The sequence below is a fragment of the Blastococcus sp. SYSU D00813 genome, assembly GCF_054050735.1.
In genome coordinates this window covers 45,716-68,703 of record NZ_JBJGZX010000006.1, presented here as the reverse complement: position 1 = coordinate 68,703, position 22,988 = coordinate 45,716, and the positions used below count along the sequence as shown (strand labels likewise).

The 22,988-nt window shown below is 76.2% G+C and carries 25 protein-coding genes and 1 tRNA gene; 15 read left to right on the top strand and 11 right to left on the bottom strand.

All coding sequences use genetic code 11. The annotated features are described in order from the left end of the window. Positions 1–10: 10 nt before the first annotated feature. Entirely contained in the window at positions 11–994 is a 984-nt protein-coding gene (gene holA, locus ACI8AX_RS06105; protein ID WP_456548895.1) for a DNA polymerase III subunit delta, read from the top strand. A gap of 177 nt (positions 995–1,171) precedes the next feature. Here holA and rpsT read toward each other — a convergent pair whose 3' ends face one another. Then, entirely contained in the window at positions 1,172–1,438 is a 267-nt protein-coding gene (rpsT, locus tag ACI8AX_RS06100) for a 30S ribosomal protein S20 (protein ID WP_456548894.1), read from the bottom strand. A gap of 198 nt (positions 1,439–1,636) precedes the next feature. On the opposite strand from rpsT, the gene lepA reads away from it, so the two are divergent. Both lepA and ACI8AX_RS06090 read left to right on the top strand, forming a co-directional pair. Further along, positions 1,637–3,493 (top strand): translation elongation factor 4, encoded by a 1,857-nt coding sequence (gene lepA / locus ACI8AX_RS06095; RefSeq protein ID WP_456548893.1) that lies wholly within the window; start codon positions 1,637–1,639, stop codon positions 3,491–3,493. Beyond that, entirely contained in the window at positions 3,490–4,173 is a 684-nt protein-coding gene (locus ACI8AX_RS06090; RefSeq protein ID WP_456548892.1) for an MOSC domain-containing protein, read from the top strand. Before lepA ends, ACI8AX_RS06090 begins: the two co-directional genes overlap by 4 nt. On the opposite strand, the gene ACI8AX_RS06085 is transcribed toward ACI8AX_RS06090, so the two are convergent. From ACI8AX_RS06085 to ACI8AX_RS06065, 5 genes are all read right to left on the bottom strand, one after another. Beyond that, a complete protein-coding gene (locus tag ACI8AX_RS06085) occupies positions 4,151–4,678 on the bottom strand; it encodes a Clp protease N-terminal domain-containing protein (protein WP_456548891.1) in 528 nt (175 codons plus the stop codon). The genes ACI8AX_RS06090 and ACI8AX_RS06085 overlap by 23 nt on opposite strands. A gap of 3 nt (positions 4,679–4,681) precedes the next feature. Beyond that, positions 4,682–4,915 (bottom strand): helix-turn-helix domain-containing protein, encoded by a 234-nt coding sequence (locus tag ACI8AX_RS06080; RefSeq protein WP_456548890.1) that lies wholly within the window; start codon positions 4,913–4,915, stop codon positions 4,682–4,684. Positions 4,916–5,036: 121 nt separating this feature from the next. After that, positions 5,037–6,005, bottom strand: coding sequence for a zinc-binding dehydrogenase (locus tag ACI8AX_RS06075; RefSeq protein ID WP_456548889.1), 969 nt, complete (start codon positions 6,003–6,005; stop codon positions 5,037–5,039). 105 nt (positions 6,006–6,110) lie between these two features. Next, positions 6,111–7,133: a selenide, water dikinase SelD gene (selD, locus tag ACI8AX_RS06070; protein ID WP_456548888.1), complete on the bottom strand. Its 1,023-nt coding sequence runs from the start codon at positions 7,131–7,133 to the stop codon at positions 6,111–6,113. 90 nt (positions 7,134–7,223) lie between these two features. After that, a complete protein-coding gene (locus tag ACI8AX_RS06065; RefSeq protein WP_456548887.1) occupies positions 7,224–7,838 on the bottom strand; it encodes a helix-turn-helix transcriptional regulator in 615 nt (204 codons plus the stop codon). 120 nt (positions 7,839–7,958) lie between these two features. Between ACI8AX_RS06065 and ACI8AX_RS06060 the strand changes: the two genes are divergently transcribed. The 3 genes from ACI8AX_RS06060 to selB all read left to right on the top strand — a co-directional run bounded on the left by ACI8AX_RS06060 (position 7,959) and on the right by selB (position 11,167). Continuing rightward, positions 7,959–8,054, top strand: a tRNA-OTHER gene (locus tag ACI8AX_RS06060). Between the two features lie 51 nt (positions 8,055–8,105). Then, on the top strand, positions 8,106–9,416 hold the full coding sequence (gene selA, locus ACI8AX_RS06055; RefSeq protein ID WP_456548886.1) for an L-seryl-tRNA(Sec) selenium transferase: 1,311 nt from the start codon (positions 8,106–8,108) through the stop codon (positions 9,414–9,416). 5 nt (positions 9,417–9,421) lie between these two features. Beyond that, entirely contained in the window at positions 9,422–11,167 is a 1,746-nt protein-coding gene (selB, locus tag ACI8AX_RS06050) for a selenocysteine-specific translation elongation factor (protein ID WP_456548885.1), read from the top strand. Positions 11,168–11,174: 7 nt separating this feature from the next. Here the strand turns inward: selB and ACI8AX_RS06045 are convergent, their stop codons facing one another. Together ACI8AX_RS06045 and ACI8AX_RS06040 are read right to left on the bottom strand one after the other, a co-directional pair. Continuing rightward, on the bottom strand, positions 11,175–11,330 hold the full coding sequence (locus ACI8AX_RS06045; protein ID WP_456548884.1) for a hypothetical protein: 156 nt from the start codon (positions 11,328–11,330) through the stop codon (positions 11,175–11,177). A gap of 39 nt (positions 11,331–11,369) precedes the next feature. Continuing rightward, a complete protein-coding gene (locus ACI8AX_RS06040) occupies positions 11,370–12,131 on the bottom strand; it encodes an enoyl-CoA hydratase-related protein (protein WP_456548883.1) in 762 nt (253 codons plus the stop codon). Between the two features lie 49 nt (positions 12,132–12,180). Here ACI8AX_RS06040 and hemW point away from each other — a divergent pair, with 49 nt between their 5' ends. The 4 genes from hemW (at position 12,181) to ACI8AX_RS06020 (ending at position 16,201) form a co-directional block, all read left to right on the top strand. Further along, positions 12,181–13,404 carry a radical SAM family heme chaperone HemW gene (gene hemW, locus ACI8AX_RS06035; RefSeq protein WP_456548882.1) on the top strand — a complete coding sequence of 408 codons (1,224 nt, stop codon included), beginning with the start codon at positions 12,181–12,183 and terminating at the stop codon, positions 13,402–13,404. Positions 13,405–13,527: 123 nt separating this feature from the next. Continuing rightward, a complete protein-coding gene (locus tag ACI8AX_RS06030; RefSeq protein ID WP_456548881.1) occupies positions 13,528–14,364 on the top strand; it encodes a mycofactocin-coupled SDR family oxidoreductase in 837 nt (278 codons plus the stop codon). 125 nt (positions 14,365–14,489) lie between these two features. After that, positions 14,490–15,587: a sensor histidine kinase gene (locus ACI8AX_RS06025; protein ID WP_456548880.1), complete on the top strand. Its 1,098-nt coding sequence runs from the start codon at positions 14,490–14,492 to the stop codon at positions 15,585–15,587. After that, positions 15,584–16,201: a response regulator transcription factor gene (locus ACI8AX_RS06020; RefSeq protein ID WP_456548879.1), complete on the top strand. Its 618-nt coding sequence runs from the start codon at positions 15,584–15,586 to the stop codon at positions 16,199–16,201. Before ACI8AX_RS06025 ends, ACI8AX_RS06020 begins: the two co-directional genes overlap by 4 nt. Positions 16,202–16,231: 30 nt before the next feature. On the opposite strand, the gene ACI8AX_RS06015 is transcribed toward ACI8AX_RS06020, so the two are convergent. After that, positions 16,232–16,735 (bottom strand): type II toxin-antitoxin system VapB family antitoxin, encoded by a 504-nt coding sequence (locus tag ACI8AX_RS06015; RefSeq protein ID WP_456548878.1) that lies wholly within the window; start codon positions 16,733–16,735, stop codon positions 16,232–16,234. A gap of 104 nt (positions 16,736–16,839) precedes the next feature. Between ACI8AX_RS06015 and hrcA the strand changes: the two genes are divergently transcribed. The 3 genes from hrcA to ACI8AX_RS06000 are packed head-to-tail and all read left to right on the top strand — an operon-like array spanning position 16,840 to position 19,774. After that, on the top strand, positions 16,840–17,862 hold the full coding sequence (hrcA, locus tag ACI8AX_RS06010; protein WP_456548877.1) for a heat-inducible transcriptional repressor HrcA: 1,023 nt from the start codon (positions 16,840–16,842) through the stop codon (positions 17,860–17,862). 15 nt (positions 17,863–17,877) lie between these two features. After that, positions 17,878–19,008, top strand: coding sequence for a molecular chaperone DnaJ (gene dnaJ, locus ACI8AX_RS06005; RefSeq protein ID WP_456548876.1), 1,131 nt, complete (start codon positions 17,878–17,880; stop codon positions 19,006–19,008). A gap of 4 nt (positions 19,009–19,012) precedes the next feature. Continuing rightward, positions 19,013–19,774 carry a 16S rRNA (uracil(1498)-N(3))-methyltransferase gene (locus ACI8AX_RS06000; RefSeq protein ID WP_456548875.1) on the top strand — a complete coding sequence of 254 codons (762 nt, stop codon included), beginning with the start codon at positions 19,013–19,015 and terminating at the stop codon, positions 19,772–19,774. Here ACI8AX_RS06000 and ACI8AX_RS05995 read toward each other — a convergent pair. Beyond that, a complete protein-coding gene (locus ACI8AX_RS05995; protein WP_456548874.1) occupies positions 19,771–20,676 on the bottom strand; it encodes a PhnD/SsuA/transferrin family substrate-binding protein in 906 nt (301 codons plus the stop codon). The genes ACI8AX_RS06000 and ACI8AX_RS05995 overlap by 4 nt on opposite strands. Before the next feature lie 86 nt (positions 20,677–20,762). Here ACI8AX_RS05995 and ACI8AX_RS05990 point away from each other — a divergent pair, with 86 nt between their 5' ends. After that, the gene (locus tag ACI8AX_RS05990) at positions 20,763–21,122 is read left to right on the top strand and encodes a histidine triad nucleotide-binding protein (protein ID WP_456548873.1); all 360 of its coding nucleotides are present in this window, start codon (positions 20,763–20,765) and stop codon (positions 21,120–21,122) included. Positions 21,123–21,124: 2 nt separating this feature from the next. On the opposite strand, the gene ACI8AX_RS05985 is transcribed toward ACI8AX_RS05990, so the two are convergent. Next, positions 21,125–21,982 carry an alpha/beta fold hydrolase gene (locus tag ACI8AX_RS05985; RefSeq protein ID WP_456548872.1) on the bottom strand — a complete coding sequence of 286 codons (858 nt, stop codon included), beginning with the start codon at positions 21,980–21,982 and terminating at the stop codon, positions 21,125–21,127. 76 nt (positions 21,983–22,058) lie between these two features. Between ACI8AX_RS05985 and ACI8AX_RS05980 the strand changes: the two genes are divergently transcribed. Next, positions 22,059–22,874, top strand: coding sequence for an enoyl-CoA hydratase/isomerase family protein (locus ACI8AX_RS05980; protein ID WP_456548871.1), 816 nt, complete (start codon positions 22,059–22,061; stop codon positions 22,872–22,874). The last annotated feature ends 114 nt before the right edge of the window (positions 22,875–22,988 follow it).

Sequence of the window (22,988 nt, the reverse complement as noted above, 5' to 3'; positions counted from 1 at the left end):
CCATGCCGGTGTGGCTGCAGCACCCCCCGCTCCGACGTCGCACCTGCGGGTCGTGGTCGGCGAGGAGGAACTGCTGCGCGCCCGCGCGCTGTCCGCCGTCCGGGCCGCGGTCCTCGCCCGCCACCCGGAGGTGGAGCTGCACGAGCTCGTCGCCGCGGGGCTACCGGTGGGGGAGCTGGCCGACGTGCTCGCGCCCTCGCTGTTCGGCGGGCACCGGCTCGTCGTCGTCACCGGCGTGCACGAGGCGGCCGGGGCGCTGTGCGATGCGCTCACCGGTTACGCGAAGGACCCCGACCCCGACCTCACGCTGGTCGTCGTCCACCACGGCGGCAAGCGCAACGAGGCGCTGCTCAAGGCCTTCCGGTCGGCCGGCGCGGCCGTCGACGAGTGCCCGAAGGTCTGGCCGAACGAGCTCGGCGGGTTCGTCCGCAACGAGGTGCGGCGCGCCGGCGGGCGCATCACACCCGATGCCGTCACGGCCCTGGTCGAGGCCGTGGGCAACGACCTGCGGGAGCTGTCGTCGGCGGCCAGCCAGCTGGTGTCGGACTTCGAGGGCAGCATCGATGCCGACGCGGTCGCGCGCTTCCACCGAGGACAGGCGGAGGCCAACGGCTTCGCCGTCGCGGACAAGGCGATGTCGGGCGACAGCTCCGGCTCCATGGAGGTCCTGCGGTGGGCGCTGGACGGCGGGGTGCCGCACGTGCTCATCGCCGATGCGCTGGCCGAGGCCGTCCGGACGGCGGCGCGGGCCAAGGCGGTCAACGTCCGCTCCTCGGGCGAGCTCATGCGGACCTTCAAGTGGCCCAAGCGGAAGGCCGAGGACGGGCTCAAGCACGCCCGCGGCTGGACGATCGACGGACTCCAGCAGGCCGTGGCGGTGACCGCGTCGCTCAACGCCGACGTCAAGGGCGCCGCCGCCAGCGCCGACTACGCACTGGAGCAGGCGGTGCGCCGGATCGTCGGCATCCGCGCCGAGACCGCCGGCCGCCGCTGAGCGGGCCGCACGACGTCGAGCCGCCGCTGAGCGGGCCCGCCGGCGCCGGCCCCCGCTGAGCAGGGCGTCGCTGAGCAGGGCGTCGTGGAGCAGGGCGTCGCCGAGCAGGCGACACCCCCGACATGCGACGAGCCCCCCTCCCGCGCGGCGGGAGGGGGGCTCGTCGAAGGCGTTCGGTCAGCCCTGGAGGCCGGCGACCTGCTTGGCCAGACCCGACTTGCGGTTCGCGGCCTGGTTCTTGTGGATGATGCCCTTGCTGGCGGCCTTGTCCAGCAGCTTGCTGGCGGACTGCAGCGCGGTCGTCGCCGCCGCCGCGTCCCCGGAGTCGGCCGCGCTGCGGACCCGCCGCACGGCCGTCTTGAGGGCGGACTTGACCGCGACGTTGCGCTGACGCGCCTTCTCGTTGGTCTTGATCCGCTTCATCTGGGACTTGATGTTCGCCACGCGTGAGCCTCGGTGTCTCGCTGGAGGGAGTCTGACAGTGCGTCCGGACACGGGGTCGATTCCCTGCGATCACGGACCGGCCTGCCAAGATACCAGCGTCGCCGGCGCGCGCCCACACCGCGGGGTCGCCCACCCGGCAGCCCCCGGTCGGCGGCGCGCCCCGGGAAGGCGCTCGCCACCCCGGCCGGGCATGGGACGATGGGCAGCACTGTGACGACTCCTGCTGCCACCGACCCGGCCCGCATCCGGAACTTCTGCATCATCGCCCACATCGACCACGGCAAGTCGACGCTGGCCGACCGGATGCTCGAGGTGACCGGGATCATCGAGGCACGGCAGATGCGCGCCCAGTACCTCGACCGCATGGACATCGAGCGCGAGCGCGGCATCACCATCAAGGCGCAGAACGTGCGCCTGCCGTGGACCCCGCAGTCGGGGGAGGGCGCCGGCACCGAGTACGTGCTCGACATGATCGACACCCCGGGCCACGTCGACTTCACCTACGAGGTGTCCCGGTCGCTGGCCGCCTGCGAGGGCGCGGTGCTGCTGGTCGACGCCGCCCAGGGAATCGAGGCCCAGACGCTGGCGAACCTGTACCTGGCGCTGGAGAACGACCTCACGATCATCCCGGTGCTCAACAAGATCGACCTGCCGGCGGCCCAGCCGGAGAAGTACGCCGCGGAGATCGCGCACATCATCGGCTGCGACCCCGCAGACGTCCTCAGGGTCAGCGGGAAGACCGGCGAGGGCGTGCCGGCGCTGCTCGACGCGATCGTGGCGCAGATCCCGGCGCCCGAGGGCGAGGCTGAGGCCCCCGCCCGGGCGATGATCTTCGACTCGGTCTACGACATCTACCGCGGCGTGATCACCTACGTCCGCGTCGTCGACGGCCGCATCTCCGCCCGCGAGCGGATCAAGATGATGTCCACCGGCGCCACCCACGAGCTGCTGGAGATCGGCGTCATCTCGCCGGAGCCCAAGCCGGTCGAGAGCCTCGGCGTCGGCGAGGTCGGCTACTTCATCACCGGGGTGAAGGACGTCCGCCAGTCCCGGGTCGGCGACACCGTCACGCTGCAGCACAAGCCCGCGGCCGAGCCGATCGGCGGCTACAGCGACCCCAAGCCGATGGTCTACTCCGGCCTCTACCCGATCGACGGCAGCGACTACCCGCTGCTGCGCGAGGCGCTGGACAAGCTGCTGCTCAACGACGCCGCGCTCACCTACGAGCCGGAGACCTCCGCGGCGCTGGGCTTCGGCTTCCGGGTCGGCTTCCTGGGCCTGCTGCATCTGGAGATCGTGCGCGAGCGGCTGGAGCGCGAGGCCGGCATCAGCCTCATCTCCACCGCACCCAACGTCGTCTACCGCGTGGTCATGGAGGACGGCACCGAACACACGGTGACCAATCCCAGCGACTGGCCCGAGGGCAAGATCGACACGGTCTACGAGCCGGTCGTCAACGCCACGATCATCGCGCCCAGCGACTACACCGGCGCGATCATGGAGCTCTGCCAGAGCCGGCGCGGCCAGCTCGGCGGCATGGACTACCTGAGCGAGTCCCGGGTCGAGCTGCGCTACACGCTGCCGCTGGGCGAGATCATCTTCGACTTCTTCGACGCGCTGAAGTCCCGCACCCGCGGCTACGCGAGCCTCGACTACCAGGAGGCCGGCGAGCAAGTGTCCTCGCTGGTCAAGGTCGACATCCTGCTCCAGGGCGAGGCCGTCGACGCGTTCAGCGCCATCGTGCACAAGGACAAGGCCTACAGCTACGGCGTGATGATGGCCGGCAAGCTGCGCGAGCTCATCCCGCGGCAGCAGTTCGAGGTACCCATCCAGGCCGCCGTCGGCTCCCGGGTCATCGCCCGCGAGACGGTGCGCGCCATCCGCAAGGACGTCCTCGCCAAGTGCTACGGCGGTGACATCACCCGCAAGCGGAAGCTGCTGGAGAAGCAGAAGGAGGGCAAGAAGCGGATGAAGATGGTGGGCCGCGTCGAGGTCCCCCAGGAGGCCTTCGTCGCCGCGCTCTCCACCAACGAGTCCACCGCCAGCAAGAAGTGAGCGGCCGGCTCCTGGCCGTCTGCGTCTCGGGCACCGACCTCCCGTCCGTCCCCGACCGCAAGCCGCAGCGCACCGGCATCGACAAGCGCCCGGTGCCCGGCCGGGTCGCCGTCCACCCGCTCGGGCTGGACGGCGACGTCCAGGTCAACCGCCGCTACCACGGCGGGGAGGGGCAGGCGGTGTACGCCTACGCCCAGGAGGACGCCGACTGGTGGGCCGCGGAGCTCGACCGGGACCTGCCGCCCGGCCGCTTCGGCGAGAACCTCCGCACCTCCGGGCTCGACCTGACCGGCGCCGTGCTGGGGGAGCGCTGGCGGGTCGGCACCGCGCTCCTCCAGGTGACCGACTGCCGCATCCCCTGCGCGAACTTCGAGCGCTTCTGGGGCGTGCCGCAGCTGGTCAAGCGGTTCACCCGGCACGGAGCGCCGGGGGCCTACCTGCGGGTGCTCGAGACCGGGGACGTCGGCCCCGGCGACCTCGTCGAGGTGCTCGACCGGCCCGACCACGGCGTCACCGTCGGGACGGCGTTCCGCGCCTGCACCACCGAGAAGCACCGTCTCCCCGAGCTGGCGCCCGCCGTGGCGACGCTGCCCGAGCGGACCCGGGGCAGGGTCGCCGCCCGCATCGCGAAGCGGACCGCCGCGCCGGTCCGGGAGATCAGGACAGCAGCGCGGTCCTGATCTCCCCGGCCAGCCGCTGAGCGTCCACACCCCGGTCGGCGACCACCTGCATGGCCAGCCCCCGACCCTCGCGGATGAGCCCGAGGGCGATGTGGCCGTCGGTGATCGTCCGTTGCCGCATGGCCAGGGTCTCCCGCAGCGACAGCTCCAGCACCTCCTTCGCCGGCCGGTCGAAGGGCAGGTGCCGCCGGGTGCGCCCGCCCGGCCGCCGGTCGAGCGCGCCCGGTCCGAAGGCCGCCTCGACCCGCTCGCGGACGGCGTCCAGGTCGATGCCGAGGGTGCCCAGGGCCTGCGCGTCCAGGCCGCCGGAGAGCCGGGTGACCGCGGCGTCCACCGCGTCCCGGGTCAGCCCGTGCCGCGCCAGGACGCCGGCGGTGGACGTGCCCCGCCCGAGCAGGGCCAGGAGCAGGTGCTCCGTGCCGACCCGCTCGCTGCGCAGCCGCCGGGCCTCCGCCTGCGCCTGGACCACCGTCTCCCGCGCCTCGTGCGTGAACCGCTCGAACACCGCTCAGTCCCTCCGCCGGAGCGGCCCGCGACCGGCCGCGTGCTTCTTGTGGACGGCCTGACGGGTGACGCCCAGCAGCTGGGCGATCTGCTCCCACGTCCAGCCCCGGGCGCGCGCGTTGCCGACCTGCAGCGCCTCCAGCCGCTCCACCAGCACCCGCAGCGACCGGACGGCGCGCAGGCCCACCGCCGGGTCGTCGTCGGCGGCCGCCGTGGCCACCGCTGCCGTGTCCGCCATGGCTGTCAACCTAAGTTGCATCGAGCGGACGTGTCAACCGTGATTGACACGGGCGGTCCCGGAACGCGGGAGCGGTGGCACCCGCGCGGGGTGCCACCGCTCCCGGTGGGGTGGTGCGGGGTCAGAGCGTGAAGACGATCTTCCCGTTGGTGCGCCCCTCGAGCATGCGGGCGAAGCCCTCCCGCGCCTCGGACAGCGGCAGCTCGACGTCGATCTGCGGCCGGATGCCGGAGGTCCGGCACAGGCTGATGAGGTCGGCGAGCTCGTCGCGGGTGCCCATCGTCGAGCCGATCACCGACAGCTGGGTGAAGAAGACCCGGTTGAGCTCGGCGCCGGGGTTGAAGCCGGTCGTCGCGCCCGAGGTGACGATGACGCCGCCCGGCTTGAGCGACTTGACGCTGTGCGACCAGGTGGCCTCGCCGACGGTCTCCATGACGCCGTCCACCCGCTCGGGCAGGCGGGCACCGGACTCGAAGGCCTGGTCGGCGCCGAGCGCCAGCGCGGCGGTGCGCTTCTCCTCGCTGCGGCCGGTCACCCAGACCCGGAAGCCGGCGGCCCTGCCCAGCACGACCAGGGCGGTGGCCACACCGCCGCTGGCGCCCTGCACCAGCACCGTCTGCCCCGGCCGCAGGCCGGACTTCACGAAGAGCATCCGGTAGGCGGTCAGCCACGCCGTCGGCAGGCAGGCGGCCTCGGCGAACGACAGCTCCGCCGGCTTGGGCAGCACGTTGCGGCGGGGGACGGCGACCCGCTCGGCCATCGTGCCCTGGTGGAGCTCGGAGAAGAGCGTGCGCTTGGGGTCCAGCGTCTCGTCCCCGGTCCAGCCGGGCGTGCCGACGACGACGCCGTGCACGACGACCTCGTTGCCGTCCTCGTCCAGGCCGGCGGCGTCGGTGCCCAGGACCATCGGCATCCGCTCCTGCGGCAGGCCGACGCCGCGCAGGCTGAACAGGTCGTGGTGGTTGAGCGAGACGGCCTTGACCTGCACCGTCGTCCAGCCCTCGGGGGCTTCGGGCTCGGGGCGGTCGCCGATCTCCAGGACGGAGAGCGGGTCCTCCGGGGACGGGGTCGAGACGAAGGCAGCCAGCATGGCTCCGGACGCTAGCCGACGGCTCCGGCCCCCCTCCCGGTGAGATCTGCACGGTCGACGGCATCAGCCGCTGGTGGTGACGACTGCGCAGATCTCGCGGAGGGGTCAGCGGACGACGACGACGTGCTCCCCGCGCGGCACGAACTCGCCGACGACCGGGGCGCCCGGGACCTCGCCGCCGAGCAGCAGCCCGCCGGAGGTCTGCGCGTCGGCGAGCAGCAGCGCCTCGTCCTCCGAGACGGCGGACAGGTCGGTGTGCGGGCGCACCCAGTCGAGGTTGCGGCGGGTGCCGCCGGACACGAAGCCGGCGGCCAGCGCCTCTCGGGCGCCGGCCAGGTAGGGGACGGCGGCCGCGTCGACGACGGCGGTGACCCCGCTGGCCCGCGCCATCTTGTAGAGGTGGCCGAGCAGCCCGAAGCCGGTCACGTCGGTGCCGGCGCGGATCCCGGCGGCGACGGCGGCCCGGCCGGCGTCCCGGTTCAGCGCGGTCATCGAGGCCACCGCCTCCTCCGACACCTCGCCCGTGGCCTTCATCCGGCTGTTGAGCACGCCGACGCCCAGCGGCTTGGTCAGCGACAGCGGCGTGCCGGCGACGGCACCGGAGTTGGTGATCAGCCGGTCGACGTCGACCACGCCGGTGACCGCCATGCCGTACTTGGGCTCCGGGTCGTCGATCGAGTGCCCGCCGCCCACGTGGCAGCCGGCCTCCTGGGCCACCTCGAGCCCGCCGCGCAGCACCTCGGCCGCGAGCTCGGCCGGCAGGACGTCGCGCGGCCAGCCGAGCAGGTTGACCGCCACGACCGGGGTGCCGCCCATGGCGTAGACGTCGGAGAGCGCATTGGCCGCCGCGATCCGGCCGAACGTGTACGCGTCGTCGACGACGGGGGTGAAGAAGTCGGTGGTCAGCACGATCCCCGTCCCCGGGCCTCCGGCCGCCGTGCCGATGCGGACGACCGCCGCGTCGTCCCCGTCGTCGAGGCCGACCACCAGCTCGGCGGCCGGGTCGGCGAAGCCGCCCAGGGTGAGCCCGGCGACGACCTGCTCCAGCTCACCCGGCGGGATCTTGCAGGCGCAGCCGCCCCCGTGCGCGTACTGGGTGAGCCGGATCCGTGCCGGTGCGCTGGTCACCCGCCCCAACCTAGGTCTCCGCCGCTCGGACGGCCTCCTGCAGGGTCCCGCCGCGAGCGTGCGAGCGGTGGGGGGCAGGGAGGTCCTCCCTCAGCCCTCGCGGCCGCCCTGCAGGACGGTGAGCCGGGGCGGCTGCGACTCGACGGGCACCCGTGCGGCCGGCACCCGGGCGGTGGCGCCGCGGCCCAGCGCGCGGCCGGCGGGGTGGGTGGTCGACGGGGCGCCGAACAGCCCCGGGTCGCGGCGCGGCGCCGTCTCCTCGGTCAGCTCGACCGACTCGATCCGGTCCTCGCGGAACCAGCGCGGGGCCTGCCGGTCGCGGCACCACGCCACCAGGTACCAGTGGTCGGCGCCGCGGCTGAGCAGCTGCGGCTCCACCTCGCGGCGGGTCGCGCGGCCCTTGCCGTCGCGGTAGCGCAGGACGACGACGCGGCGCTGGGTCACGGCGCGCTCGACGGTCGCCCGGAGGTCGGCGGAGTGCCCGGCCTCGGCGCTCACCCACAGGCTGGTGGCGAGCAGCTGCGCGCGGCGCTGCGGGTCGGGCTCCAGGACGGTGAGCACCTTCTCCAGCGCGGCCCGCCCGGCCTCGGCGTACGGGCCGTCGGGCTGCGCGGCGAGCGCGACGGCGACCGCAGCGGCCTCCTCGGGGGCGAGGGCGACCGGCGGCAGCGTGGCGGCGTGGCGGAACTGTGTGCGGCGGCTCACGGGAGCGATGCTGACACCGGCCACCGACAGTTCCGGGGGAGCGACGCCGAGTGCCCGCGTGACTTTCCGCGACACGCCGACGACACGCCGGAGCGGGTGTTGGCAAGTAGTGTGGTCCCCGGAGGCGTCAGGGCGCCTGGTGGCCCCCGCGGCCTCTAAAGCCGACGTGGCCGAGCACCTCGGTCAGGCGGGTTCGATTCCCGTCCGCCTCCGCCAACGTCCCGGCGCCGGGCCGCTCCCCGGTCCGGCGCCTACGCTCCGCAGTCGATGAGTGCCGACCCGCGGCGTCAGGTGCCCCGCACCGACACGCTGCTCGCCGATGGGCAACTCGCGCCCGCGATCGAGCGGCTGGGCCGCGCCCTGGTGAGGGACGCGGTACGCAGCGTGCAGGGCCGCGTCCGCTCCGGCGAGCTCGCCCCCGCCGAGGCCATCGCCGCCGTCCTCGCCGCGCTGCCGGCCACCGCGGCGAGCCTGCGGCCGGTGCTCAACGCGACCGGCGTCCTCGTGCACACCAACCTCGGCCGTGCGCCGCTGTCGGCGGCGGCCCGGGCGGCGGTCGCCGCCGCCGGCGGCACCACCGACGTCGAGCTCGACCTCGGCACCGGGCGCCGCGGTCCCCGCGGCGAGGCCGCGCTCGCCGCGCTGCGCGCCGCCGTCCCCGCGGCGGGGGCCGCGCTGGTGGTGAACAACTGCGCGGCGGCGCTGGCGCTGGTCGCCACCGCGCTCGGGCAGGGCCGCGAACTGGTCATCGCCCGCGGGGAGCTGGTCGAGATCGGCGACGGCTTCCGCATCCCCGAGCTGCTGGAGTCCACCGGCGCCCGGCTGCGCGAGGTGGGGACCACGAACCGGGTGACCGCCGAGGACTACACCCGCGCGCTCGGCCCGGACACCGGCGCGGTGCTCAAGGTGCACCCGTCCAACTTCGTCGTCCGCGGGTTCACCCGGTCGGTCCCCGTCGCCGGGCTCGCGGCCGCGCTGGCCGGCACCGGCGTCCCGCTGGTGGCCGACGTCGGCTCGGGCCTGCCCGCCGCGGAGCCCGTGCTGCCCGACGAGCCCGACCTGCAGACCACCCTCGCCGACGGCGCCGACCTCGTGCTGGCCTCCGGCGACAAGCTGCTCGGCGGTCCGCAGGCCGGGCTCGTCCTGGGCCGCGCCGACCTCGTCCAGCGGCTGCGCCGCCACCCGCTGTACCGGGCGCTGCGGGTCGACAAGACGACCCTCGCCGCGCTGGAGGCGACCCTGCGCGGGCCGCTGCCCCCGGTCCGCCGGATGCTGTCCGCCCCCGCGGCCGGGCTGACGGCACGGGCGGCGGCGCTGGCCGGGCGGCTGGCCGCCGCCGGCCTCGACGCCGTCCCCGTCGACAGCGCGGCCCGCGTCGGCGGGGGAGGGGCGCCGGAGCACCCGCTGCCCAGCGCCGCGGTCTCCCTCCCCGAGGGCCTGGCCGCCCCGCTGCGCGCGGGCCCGCTGCCGGTCGTCGGCCGCGTCGAGGGCGGCCGCACCCTGCTCGACCTGCGCAGCGTCCTCCCGGAGGACGACGACGCGCTGTGCGCCGCGGTGCTCGAGGCGGCCGCCAGGTGACCGGCATGGACGTGATCGCCACCGCAGGGCACGTCGACCACGGCAAGTCCACGCTGGTGCGCGCCCTCACCGGCATGGAGCCCGACCGCTGGGCGGAGGAGCGGCGCCGCGGGCTCACCATCGACCTCGGCTTCGCCTGGACGACGCTGCCCTCGGGCCGGCGGGTGGCCGTGGTGGACGTCCCGGGCCACGAGCGGTTCGTCGGCAACATGCTCGCCGGCGTCGGCTCGGTGCCGGCGGCCCTCGTGGTGGTCGCCGCCGACGACGGCTGGTCGGCCCAGACCGCCGAGCACGTCGCCGTCCTGGACGCGCTCGGCGTGCGGCACGCCCTGCTCGCGGTGACCAAGGCCGACGTCGCCGACCCCGCGCCGGTGCTGGCCGACGCCACCGAGCGGCTGGCCGCCACGTCGATGGGCGCCGTCCCCGGGGTGGCGGTCAGCGCCGTCAGCGGCGCCGGCGTCCCCGGGGTGGCCGCGGCCCTCGAGGCGCTGCTGGCCGGCCTGCCCGCGCCCGACCGCGCGGCCCCGGTGCGGCTGTGGGTCGACCGGGCCTTCCCGATCCGCGGCGCGGGGACCGTCGTCACCGGGACCCTCGCCGCCGGGAGCGTCGCCGCCGGGGACCGGCTGCTGCTGGGCGACCGGGAGGTGACCGTGCGCGGCGTGCAGTCCCTCGGCGAGCCGGTGGACCGGGCGGAGGCGACGGCGCGGGTGGCGCTCAACCTGCGCGGCGTCGCGGTGGAGGACCTCGCCCGCGGCGACGCGCTGCTGACCCCCGGCGCCTTCCTCCGCACCGACCTCCTCGACGTCTCCCTCGCCGCGGGGGCGCCGGACCGCCTGCCGGCCGAGCTCGTCCTCCACGTGGGGTCGGCGGCGGTGACGGCGCGGGCGCGGCAGCTGGAGGGGACGGCGGTGCGGCTGCGGCTGTCGGCGCCGCTCCCGCTGCGGGTCGGCGACCGCGTGCTGCTGCGCGACCCCGGCGCCCGTCAGGTGCTCGGCGCCGACGTGCGCGACGTCGCCCCGCCGGAGCTGCGCCGGCGGGGTGCGGCGCGGCAGCGGGCCGCCGAGCTCGCCGCCCAGCCGGCCGGGCCCGCCGGGGCGGCGGCCGACCTCGCCAGGCGGCGGGTGCTGCGCGCGGCCGACTGGGCCGCCATGGGGTGGCCGGTGCCGCCGGGCGCCGACCGCGTCGGGCCGTGGCTGGTCGCGCCGGGCCTGCTCGGCGAGCTCGCCGCCGCGCTGCCCGGGGTCGTGGCCGCGTACCGGTCGGCGCACCCGCTGGAGGCCGGACCGCCCGTCGCCGTCGTCCGGCGGGAGCTGGACCTGCCCGACGACGACCTGGTGCGCGCCGTCGTCCGCCCTCCGCTGGCGCTGCGCGACGGGCGGGTCGCCGCCGCCGCGGCGGAGCTGCCGCCGGCGGTGCAGCGGGCGGTCGACGCGGTGCGCGCCCGGCTGGCCGGCGACCCGTTCGCCGCCCCGGACGCCGAGGAGCTGGCCGCCGCGCGCCTCGGACCGCGGGAGCTGGCCGCCGCGGTCCGCGCGGGCCAGCTGGTGCGGATCGCCGAGGGCGTCGTCCTGGCGCCGGGCGTCGAGGAGGAGGCCCGGCGCCGGCTGGCCGGTCTCCCGGCGCCGTTCACGCTGAGCCAGGCCCGCGGCGCGTGGGGGACCAGCCGCCGGGTCGCCGTCCCGCTGATGGAGTGGCTGGACGCGCGCGGCGTCACCGAGCGGCTGCCCGACGCCACCCGCCGGCTGCGGTAGCGGCCGCTCAGCCGGCGGAGGTGCGCAGCATCCGGTCGCGCTCCTGACCGTCGTCGTCCGGACCGGGCAGCGCGGAGGTGTCCAGCGTCTCGACGGTGTCCTCGGGCGCCACCGGCTCGGGCAGCGAGCGGAAGCGGGCGCGCAGGTCCTCCGGGTCGGTCATGCCGGCAGGGTCCCCGGCGGAGAGGCCGTCGGCAAGGGGTCAGGGCACCCAGCGGGGCGGGCGCTTCTCCCGGAAGGCGGCGATGCCCTCCTGCCCCTCCTCGCCGGCGAAGCGCCGGGCCGAGATCTCCTGCAGCTCGGCGAAGGAGCCGCGCAGCCCACCGGACCGCAGCAGCCGCTTGGTCTCCGCCAGCGCCCCGGGCGCGCCCGCGGCCAGCGCCGCGACCTGGGCGTCGACCGTCGCGTCGACCTCGTCGTCGGCGACGGCGAGGTCGACCAGGCCCGCGGTCACGGCGAGGTCGGGGCCGAACACCTCGCCGGTCAGCGCCAGCCGGTGCGCCAGGTGCGGCAGCATCCGCGGCAGCAGCACCGCGGAGATCACCGCGGGCACCAGCCCGACGCGCACCTCGCTGATCGCGAACGTCGCCGACGCCCCTGCCACGACGACGTCGCAGGCGGCCATCAGCCCGATGCCGCCGGCCCGGGCCGGACCGCGCACCGCGGCGAGCACCGGCTTGGGCGCGTGCCACAGCGCGGTCAGCAGGTCCGGGAAGGCGAGCACCCCCTGGTCACCGGCTCCGGCGCCGGCGGCCTCGGACAGGTCCATGCCCGAGCAGAAGACCCGCCCGGTGTGGTCCAGCACCAGCACCCGGACGGCGTCGTCGGCCAGCGCCTCGTCCACCGCCGCGCGCAGCTGGGCGAGCATCGCCCGGGACAGCGCGTTGCGGTTGGCCGGGGAGTCCAGCGTCAGCCGGGCCACCCCCCGCTCGACGGACACCTGCAGCACGCGGTCGGAGGTCACAGCCCGATCCTGCCGGGCACCCGCGCACGGCGCGGCACACTGGGTGCAGATGGACGCCGCCCTGCCCCTCCTGCCCGCCCCGCCGGCCGCCCCGTTCGCGCTGCCCGCGTCGGCGCGCGAGAGCCTGGCGACGACGCCGTTCGGGCTCTACGTGCACGTGCCCTTCTGCGCCACCCGCTGCGGCTACTGCGACTTCAACACCTACACCTCCGACGAGCTCGGGCCCGGGGCCAACCGCGCCGAGTACGCCGGCACGGTCGTCGCCGAGCTGCGCCGTGCCGCCGAGGTGCTGGGGCCCGACCGCCCGGAGGTGTCCACCGTCTTCGTCGGGGGCGGCACCCCCACGCTCCTGCCGGCCGACGACCTGGTCGCCGTCCTGGCCGCCGTGCGCGAGCTGTTCCCGGTCGCCGCCGACGTCGAGGTGACCACCGAGGCCAACCCCGAGTCGGTGACGCCCGCGTCGCTGGCCCGGCTGCGCGAGGGCGGCTTCACCCGGATCAGCCTCGGCATGCAGTCGGCCGCCGAGCACGTGCTCGCCGTGCTCGACCGCCGGCACACCCCCGGCCGGGCCGCCGAGGCCGCGCACGAGGCACGCGCGGCCGGCTTCGAGCACGTCAACCTCGACCTGATCTACGGCACGCCCGGGGAGACCGACGCCGACTGGGCCGCCTCCCTCGACGTCGTCCTCGCCGCGCCGGTCGACCACGTGAGCGCCTACGCCCTCATCGTCGAGGAGGGCACCCGGCTCGCCCGGCGCATCGCCCGCGGCGAGCTCCCCGTGCCGGACGACGACGTCCTCGCCGACCGCTACGAGCAGGCCGACGCGGCGCTGCGCCGCGCCGGCCTCGAGTGGTACGAGGTGTCCAACTGGGCGACCGGTCCGGCCGCCCGCTGCAGGCACAACGAGCTCTACTGGGCGAACGCCAACTGGTGGGGCGTCGGCCCGGGCGCGCACAGCCACGTCGGCGGGCTGCGCTGGTGGAACGTCAAGCACCCGGCCGCGCACGCCGCGCGGCTGGCGGCAGGGGAGAGCCCGGCGGCCGGTTCGGAGCTGCTCGACGACGACGACCGCGCGCTGGAGGCCGTCATGCTGGGGCTGCGGCTGCGCGACGGGCTGCCGCTGGACCGGCTGTCGGCCGCCGGCCGGCTGCGGGCCGCGGACGCCGCCGCGCGCGGCCTGCTCGAGCCGGCGGCGCTCGAGGCCGGGCGGGCGGTCCTCACCGACCGCGGCCGGCTGCTCGCCGACGCCGTCGTCCGCGAGCTCACCGACTGACCGCGAGCACTCCTGAACCCTGTTCACCGGTCGCCGGAGTCACTACCGTCCGGCCTTCCGGACGCGACGGCGCGTTCCGGCGGGGCGCCCGCCCCGCCCACCGGCAGGTCGGAGGACCACACCATGGCAGGACGGGTCGAGGGCAAGGTCGCCTTCATCACCGGCGCGGCGCACGGCCAAGGCCGCAGCCACGCCCGGCGGCTCGCGCAGGAGGGCGCGGACATCGTCGCCGTCGACCTGTGCCAGGACTACGACACGGTCGGCTACCCGATGGGCACCGAGGCGGAGCTCGACCAGACGGTCAAGGACGTCGAGGCCCTCGACCGGCGCGCCGTGAAGGTGATCGCCGACGTGCGCGACCCGAACGCCATGAAGGCCGCGTTCGAGACCGGCATCGCCGAGCTCGGCAAGGTCGACGTCATCTGCGCCAACGCCGGCATCGCCTCCTACGCCGCCGAGCAGACCCGCCAGCACTACATCGACGTGCTCAACGTGAACCTGGTCGGCGTCGTCAACACGGTGCTCGCCGGGCTGCCGCACCTCCCGCGCGGCGGCTCGGTCATCGTGACCGGCTCGCTGGCCGCGCTCCTCAAGGGCGGCATCGGCGAGAGCGGCAGCGCCTACACGCTGGCCAAGCGCTCGCTCGTCCCGTTCGTGCAGGCCACCGCGGCCGCCGTGGCCAAGGAGATGATCCGGGTCAACGGCGTCCACCCGACCAACTGCAACACGAACCTGCTGATGAACGACGGGCTGTACCGGATCTTCCGGCCCGACCTGGAGAACCCGACCCAGGAGGACGCCCTCCCGGCGTTCGCGACCCTCCAGCAGATGCCGGTGCCCTACGTCGAGCCCGAGGACATCAGCGAGGTCGTCCTCTTCCTCGCCTCCGACGCCTCCCGGTACGTCACCGGGCAGTTCATCAACTGCGACGCCGGCGGCCACCTCAAGACCCTCGACTGACGACCGGGCCGGTCCCCCCTGACGGATGTCAGGGGGGACCGGCGACGTCCCGCACTACCGGCCGGCGGGCGCGCCGCAGCAGGCTCGGGGCCGTGGCCGTCTCCCTGCCGCTAGCGTCGCCGTCCGTGGACCGCCGGCCGAGCCTCCGGCGCCTGAGCTGGGCGCTGCCGTGGCTGCTGTTCCAGTTCTTCCCCGTGGCCGACCTGGTCACCACACCCCGGGCGGCGTGGGTGCGTGCGGTCGCCGCGGCCGGCCTGGCGGCCTTCACCGCCGCCTACCTGCTGGTCTTCAGCCGCTTCTTCGACCGGCGACCCGCGCCGTGGCGGTACCTGGTCGCCGTCGCCGTCCTCGGGGTGGCGCTGGCGGCGTGGCTGGGGCCGGCGTGGGCGGGCCTGCTCATCTACGTGTCGGCCGCCTCGGCGGGCGCGCTGCCCCAGCGGTGGGTCTGGCCGGCGGTGCTGGCCTGCGCCGGGGTCTGCGCGGCCGTGGTCGCGGCCGAGGGGGTCCTCGGCCAGCTCTTCGTCCTCCCGGTCATGTGTGTGCTGACCGCGTTCGCCCTCAGCGGCACGCGGGCGCTGGTGTCGCTCAACGCGCAGCTGTCGGAGGCGCGGGAGGAGCTCGCGCGCACCGCGGTCGCCGAGGAGCGGCTGCGCTTCGCCCGTGACCTCCACGACCTGCTGGGCCACAGCCTGTCGCTCATCGCGCTCAAGAGCGAGCTCGCCGGCCGGCTCGCCGACCGCGACCCGGCGCGGGCCCGCGCGGAGATGGCCGACGTCGAGGCCACCGCGCGGCGGGCGCTGGCCGAGGTGCGCGACGCGGTCGGCGGCTACCGGCAGGTGAGCTGCGGCAGCGCGCTGGCCGAGGCCCGGGCTGCGCTGTCGGCGGCCGGCGTCGGCCTCACCGCGCCGCGGACCCTGCCGGTCCTGCCCGGCGGGGTCGACGCCGTGCTCGGCTGGGTCGTGCGCGAGGCCACCACCAACGTGCTGCGGCACAGCGGCGCCCGGTCGGTCACCGTGACCGTCGAGGCCGGCGACGACGAAGCCGCGCTCACCGTCACCGACGACGGGCGGGGACCGGCCGGCCCGGCCGGTGCGGGACTGTCCGGGCTGGACGAGCGGCTCGCCGCGCTCGGCGGCCGGCTGGAGACGGGGGCCGGTCCCGGCGGGCGCGGGTTCCGGCTGTCGGCACGGGTGCCGGTCCGCACGGCGGTGGCGGCCCGGTGACCGGCCCGGTGATCCGCGTGCTCATCGCCGAGGACCAGTCGATGGTCCGGGGGGCGCTGCGCGCGCTGCTCGAGCTGGAGGACGACATCCGGGTGGTCGCCGAGGTCGGCCGGGGCGACGAGGTGGTCGCCGCCGCCCGCGAGCACGCACCCGACGTCGCGCTGCTGGACATCGAGATGCCCGGCTGCGACGGGCTCGAGGCCGCCCGGGCGCTGGCGGCGGAGGTCCCGGGCACGCGCGCGGTCGTCCTCACCACCTTCGGCCGCCCCGGCTTCCTGCGGCGGGCGATGGAGGTCGGCGCCGCCGGCTTCCTGGTCAAGGACGCCCCGGTCGCCGAGCTCGCGCGGTCGATCCGCGCCGTAGTGGCGGGGGAGCGGGTCATCGACCGCGACCTCGCCGCCGCCGCGCTCGCCATCGGCGCGACCCCGCTGAGCGGGCGCGAGGCCGACGTCCTGCGCGAGGCCGCCGGCGGCGCGACCGTCGCGGAGATCGCCCGCCGGCTGTTCCTCTCCGAGGGGACGGTGCGCAACTACCTGTCGTCGGCGATCGGCAAGACCGGGGCGCGGACCCGGGTGGAGGCGGCGCGGGTGGCCGACGAGCGCGGCTGGCTGTAGCCGGCGGGCCGGCTCGGCCCGACGGCGGTCCTACCTGGCCGGCTCGGCCGGCATGAGGGCGTCGAGGTCGAGCACCCGCACGTGGATGACGGTGCGCTGCTGGAGCGCCGCCCGCAGCGCCCGGTGGAGACCGTCCTCCAGGTACATCTCGCCGTGCCACAGGACGGCGTGCGGGAAGAGGTCGCCGTAGAAGGTCGAGTCGTCGGCGAGCAGCGCGTCCAGCGCCAGCTCGCGCTTGGTCGTCACCAGGGTGTCCAGCCGGATCTGCCGCGGCGGGATCATGGCCCAGTCCTTGGTCGACATGCCGTGCTCGGGATAGGGCCGCCCCTCGCGCACCGCTTTGAAGATCAGGGAACCGACCTCCGTCCGGACCGCCCCGCACCTGCTCCGCCCGCCGGCCAGCCTATCGGCCGCTCCCGCCGGCCGCCGTCGGCGGGAGCACCCCCGGTCCTCCCGCCGCCGCCGGTGGCGGGGCCCCGCCCGCCCGCGAGCCGCGCGACGGAGTGGACCCGCGGTCGTATGCTGGGCTGGCACTCCGTCCGTGCGAGTGCCAGCCCTGCCGACGGTGCGACGGAGCGGTGCGGCGAGGCACTGCGGCCCTCTCGCACGGCAGTCGACCGGTACGGGGAGGTGTCACCGTGGCGCACGACGAACGGCGCCTGCAGGTCCTGCGGGCGATCGTCCAGGACTACGTCTCCACCAACGACCCGGTGGGCAGCAAGGCCCTCGCCGAGCGGCACGACCTCGGCGTCTCGCCGGCCACCATCCGCAACGACATGGCGGTGCTGGAGGAGCAGGGCTACATCGCCCAGCCGCACACCAGCGCCGGGCGGGTGCCCACCGACAAGGGCTACCGGCTCTTCGTCGACCGGCTCTCGGCGGTCAAGCCGCTGTCGGCCGCGGAGCGCAAGGCCATCGAGCGGTTCCTCGACGGCGCCGTCGACCTGCACGACGTGCTGGGCCGCACCGTCCGCCTGCTGGCGCAGCTGACCCGCCAGGTCGCCGTCGTCCAGTACCCGACCCTGTCGCGCAGCGCCGTGCGCCACCTGGAGGTCGTCCAGGTGGCCGGCTCCCGGCTGCTGCTCGTGCTGATCACCGACACCGGCCGGGTGGAGCAACGGGTGGTCGAGTGCCCGGTCGACGTCGACCACGACACCGTCGCCGAGCTGCGGACGCTGCTCAACGGAGCCTTCACCGGCGCCAAGCTCGCCGACGCCGGCAGCAAGGTGCCCGACCTGGTGGAGTCGGCCCCGCCGCACCTGCGCCCGCTGGTCGCCGCGCTCAGCTCGACGCTGGTCGAGACGCTGGTGGAGCCGGGGGAGGACCGCCTGGTCGTGGGCGGGACGGCGAACCTCACCCGCACCGCCCTGGACCTCCCCGGCACGGTGCGGCCGATCCTCGAGGCGCTGGAGGAGCAGGTCGTCGTCCTGAAGCTCATCAGCGAGGTCGACACCGGCGGCACCGTCGTCGTCCGGATCGGCGAGGAGAACGCGCACGAGGCCCTGACGGGTGCCTCCGTCGTCTCCGTGGGGTACGGCTCGGCGGACCGGGCCCTCGGGGGCCTGGGCATCGTGGGCCCCACCCGCATGGACTACCCAACGAACATGGCCGCGGTCCGCGCCGTGGCCCGCTACGTCGGCCAGCTGCTGGCCGAGAGCTGAGGCTGAGACCCCTCCATGGCAACCGACTACTACGGCGTGCTCGGCCTGGCCCGCGGCGCCTCCGACAGCGACATCAAGAAGGCCTACCGCCGGCTCGCGCGCGACCTCCACCCGGACGTCAACCCCGACCCGGAGGCCAAGGAGCGCTTCCAGGAGGTCAACAAGGCCTACCAGGCGCTGACCGACCCGGAGAAGCGCCGCATCGTCGACCTCGGCGGCGACCCGTTCGACAGCGGCGGAGGCGGGGGCGGCAGCCCCTTCGCCGGCGCCGGCTTCGGCGGGCTGGGCGACATCATGGACGCCTTCTTCGGCGGCGGGATGGGCGCGCGCGGGCCGCGCAGCCGCACCCGCGCCGGCGGCGACGCCCTGATCCGCCTGGACCTCGACCTGGACCAGACGGTGTTCGGCACCACCGAGGACATCACCGTCGACACCGCCGTCCTCTGCGACACCTGCGCCGGCGCCGGCACCGCGCCGGGCACCCACCCGACCACGTGCACCACCTGCTCGGGCCGCGGCGAGGTGCAGAGCGTGCAGCGGTCCTTCCTCGGCCAGGTCGTCTCCAGCCGGGTGTGCCCCACCTGCGAGGGGACCGGCCAGGTCATCCCCGAGCCGTGCATGAAGTGCGGCGGCGACGGGCGGGTGCGGGCCCGGCGGAACATCACCGTCAAGGTGCCGGCCGGCGTCGAGGACGGCATGCGGATCCGGCTGACCGGCCACGGCGAGGTCGGGCCGGGCGGCGGCCCGGCCGGCGACCTGTACGTCGAGATCTCCGAGCGGCCGCACCCGGTGTTCACCCGCGACGGTGAGGACCTGCACTGCCGGGTCACGCTGCCGATGACCGCCGCGGCGCTGGGCACGACGCTGTCGCTGACCACGCTGGACGGCGAGGAGGACGTCGACATCCGGCCGGGCACGCAGTCCGGCACGGTGCTCACCCTCCGCGGCCGCGGCGCCCCGCGGCTGCGGGCCACCGGCCGCGGCAACCTGATGGTGCACGTCGAGGTGGAGACCCCGACGAAGCTGGACGCCGAGCAGGAGAAGCTGCTGCGCGAGCTCGCGGTGCTGCGCGGCGAGGACCGGCCCGGAGCTGCCCCGGAAGGGCAGGGCGGGCTGTTCTCCCGGCTGCGCGACGTGCTGAAGTGAGGGCATGAGCACCACCGGTACGGGCCTGCCCGAGCTCGACGGCGCCCCGCTGTTCCTGCTCGAGGAGCTGCCGCCCGGCGACGAGGTGCTCGTCGCCGGGCCGGAGGGCCGGCACGCGGTCGACGTGCTGCGGCTGGCCCCCGGCGAGCGGGTGCGGGTCGGCGACGGCCGCGGCACGGTCGCCGAGGGCGAGGTCGCCGCCGCCGGTCCCGAGGGGCTGCGGGTGCGGGTGGAGAGCCGGCTGGAGGTGCCCCCGGCGCAGCCGCGGCTGGTGCTGGTGCAGGCCCTGCCCAAGGGCGACCGGGGGCCGCTGGCCGTCGAGCTGGCCACCGAGCTGGGCGTGGACCGCATCGTGCCGTGGGCGGCGTCCCGCTGCGTCACGCGGTGGCGCGAGGACCGCGCCGCCAAGGGGGTCGCGCGGTGGCGCGCGGTGGCGCACGCGGCGAGCAAGCAGTCGCGGCGGCCGCGGCTGCCCGAGGTCGCCGAGCTGGCCAGCACCCGCGAGGTGTGCGGCGAGCTGGCCGAGGTCGACCTGGCGGTGGTGCTGCACGAGCAGGCCCGGGCGCGGATCGCCGCCCTCGACGTGCCCACCGACGGCACGGTCGCCGTCGTCGTCGGACCCGAGGGCGGGCTCACCGACGGCGAGGTCCTCGCCTTCCGGGCGGCCGGTGCGGAGCCGGTGCGGCTGGGCCCCGAGGTGCTGCGCACGTCGACGGCCGGGGCGGCCGCCCTGGCCGCGCTCTCGCTCGGGACCCGCTGGCGCTAGACGAGACCGAGCCGGCGCGCCGCCTCCTCCAGCCGGTCCAGGTCCGCGGCGGCGGCCGGGACGAACGCCCCTGCGCCGCACAGCTCCAGCACCTCGGCGTCGGCCGCGTCGCCGGCCGACAGCCCGGTGAACCACCCGGTCAGCCGGGTGCCGATGTCGTCGCCGAGCCGGCCGGGCAGTCCCGGGTGCATCAGCCAGCACGAGTCGGCGTAGGGCTCGGTCCGCGCGTACTCGACCAGGTCCGGCCCGGCGCCCCCCGCCAGCCGCTCCTCCCACGCGCGCTCGCTCACGACCCCGGCCTCCACGGTGCCGTCGGCCACCTGCTGCAGGACGGCGTCGTGCGAGCCGGCCAGCACCGGCCCGCCGGGGAAGCCCACCGGGTCCACGCCCTGCTGCTCGAGGAACCAGGCCGGCATCAGCCGCCCCGTCACCGAGGACTCCTGGCCGTAGGCGAAGCGCCGGGACGCCAGCGGGGTCAGGTCCGGCGACGGCGTCAGGCCGGTTCCTGCCCCGACGACGAACACCGACCGCTGGGCGGCGTCCACGTCGCGCCGCACCAGCGGGACGGCGCCGGGCGCCAGCAGCCGGGCGCGCACCCCGGCCAGCCCGGGGAACCAGGTCAGGTCGACGCCGCCGGTGCGGAAGTCGCGCATCGACTCGTCGTAGTCGGCCGCCGCCACGTACGCGGCCTGCAGCCGCAGCGGGCCCGACATCCGCTCGGCCAGCGCCCAGTACTGGTCGCGGAGCGCCCCGGGCTCCCCGTCGGGCAGGGCGCTGAGGCGCAGCGTCCCCTGCGGGCCGTCGAGGTCCGCGGCCGCGGGGCCGGCGCAGCCGGCGGCGGCCGCCCCGGCGAGGGCCAGCAGCCCTCCGGCGAGGAGCTCACGGCGGGTGAGGGACGGCACGGGCGGGTTCCTCCTCGGGGGTGACGGCGCCGGCCATCCTGACGACGAAACGGAACGAGCGGGATCACCCTCTAGGGTCGTCTTCCGTGAGCGACTGCCTGTTCTGCCGCATGGTCGCCGGCGAGATCCCGGCCGACGTCGTCTCCGAGACCGAGCGCACGCTCGCCTTCCGGGACATCAACCCGCAGGCCCCGACGCACGTGCTCGTGGTCCCCAAGGACCACCACCGCAACCTCGGTGCGCTGGCCGCCGCCGACCCCGAGCTGCTCGTCGCCGTGGTCCGCGCCGCCGCCGACGTGGCCAGGCAGGAGGGGCTGGTCACCGGCGACGGCGTCGAGCCGGGCTACCGCGTGGTCACCAACACCGGTCCGCACGCCGGCCAGTCGGTCGACCACCTGCACCTGCACGTGCTCGGCGGCCGCCCGATGGGCTGGCCCCCGGGCTGACGTCAGCCGCCGGCGACCAGGGCCGCGACGCCCTCCGGGTCCTCCTCCGTCGTGAGGTGGCCCAGGCCGGGGAGGACGACGAGCGGGTCGCCGCCCGGACGTCCACGGAGCGCGGCGGCCAGCCGTCGCGGCGCGAAGAAGCAGTCGTGCGCCCCGACCGCGATGCGCTGCGGGACCTCCCGCCAGGCGTCGGTGACCGCGTGCGGCAGGGGGCCCGGCGCCCCGGCCGCGCGGACGTGCCGCCCCACGAGCGCCAGCCACTCGACCGTCTCCGGCCGCGGGTCGTGGCCCGGACCGGACATGCGCGCGGCCAGGGCCCGGGCCGTGCGCGGGGACGGGCGCGTCAGCCAGTGGAGGGTCACGCCGAGCACGGCGGGGGAGACCCGGGCGGGCACGATCCCCGCGGGGTCGAGCAGGACCAGCCGGTCGACGCCCTCCGGCGGTGCGGCCAGGGCGACGGCCGCGCCCAGCGAGTGGCCGACGAGGACCAGCCGCCCGGGCGACGGCTGCGCCCGCGCCCAGGCGAGGACCTCGCCGGCCCATCGGCCGTAGGCCGCCATCCGGTCGGGACCGGGCCGCTCTCCGGTGCTGAGACCGGGCTGGCCCGGGAGGTCGGGGAGCACGACCCGCCCCCGGCGAGCGAGCGCGGCGACGACCTCCAGGCTGGTCGCGGCGTTGAAGTGCGTGCCTGGCAGGTACACGAACGTCTGCGGTCCCGACCCGGTCACCAGGACCGAGGTGGCACCGGCAGCGGTGGGGATCTCCACCCTCTCGTGCGGGGGTGCCGCCGCCTGCAGCCGGGCGGCGCACCACGCCCGGAGGATGTCCCGGCCCGCCGCGGACCGGTAGACGCTGCCCATCGCGGGAACGTACCGCCGGGTCGGCCGTCCGGGCCCGCCCTCGGCGCCGGTGCGGCGGGGGTGCCAGGGTGACGAGGTGACCGAGAGCCCCGTCCGCGTCGAGCGGGACGGCGACGTCGCCGTCGTCGTCCTGGACGCCCCGCCGCTGAACCTGTTCGACGAGTCCGTCTTCGCCGGCTACGAGACGGCGGTGGCCGAGCTGGTCGCGCTCACCGAGCCCGGCCGGCGCGACCGCGCCCGCGCCGTGCTGCTGGAGGCCCGCGGCAAGGTGGTGTCCGCCGGCGTCGACGTCCACCACTTCCAGGCCATCGCCGAGGGCCCGGACCCCGCCGGCGAGGGGACGGCGCTCTGGGCCCGGCTGATCCGCCTCGCGCAGACCCTGGAGGACCTGCCGGTCCCGACCGTCTTCGCCGCCCACGGCCTCACCCTGACCGCGGCCTTCGAGCTGGCCCTGGCCTGCGACCTGCTGGTCGCCGCGGAGCGCGCGTCCTTCGGGCTGGTGGAGATCGTCGTCGGGCTGACGCCCTCGATGGGCGGGCCGCAGCGGCTGGCCGAGCGGGCCGGGCCGGCCCGGGCCAAGGAGCTGATCTACACCGGCGGGCGGTACCCGGCCGCGGAGCTCGAGCGCTGGGGCGTGGTGAACCGCGTGCTGCCCGACGAGGGGTTCGCCGAGGCCGCCCGCGCCCTCGCCGCACAGGTGGCCGCCGGCCCGACCGTGGCCCACGCCGCGACCAAGCGGCTGGTGGGCACGGCGGTGCGCGACGGGGTCCGCGCGGCCGACGCCGTGATGCCGCAGCTGTCCGGTCCGCTGTTCGCCACCGCCGACCTGCGCGGCGCCGTCCGCTCCTTCCTGACCGACGGGCCGGGCAGGGCCACCTACGAGGGCCGCTGACCCGTTCGGGCGAGGCGGGTTCCGGAGGGCGTTGCGCGGGTATCCTCGACCGGTCCGATCGCCTCAGCAGGAAGGCAGGGTCGAGGGTTCTTGCCCGACTCCTCCCCGAACGTC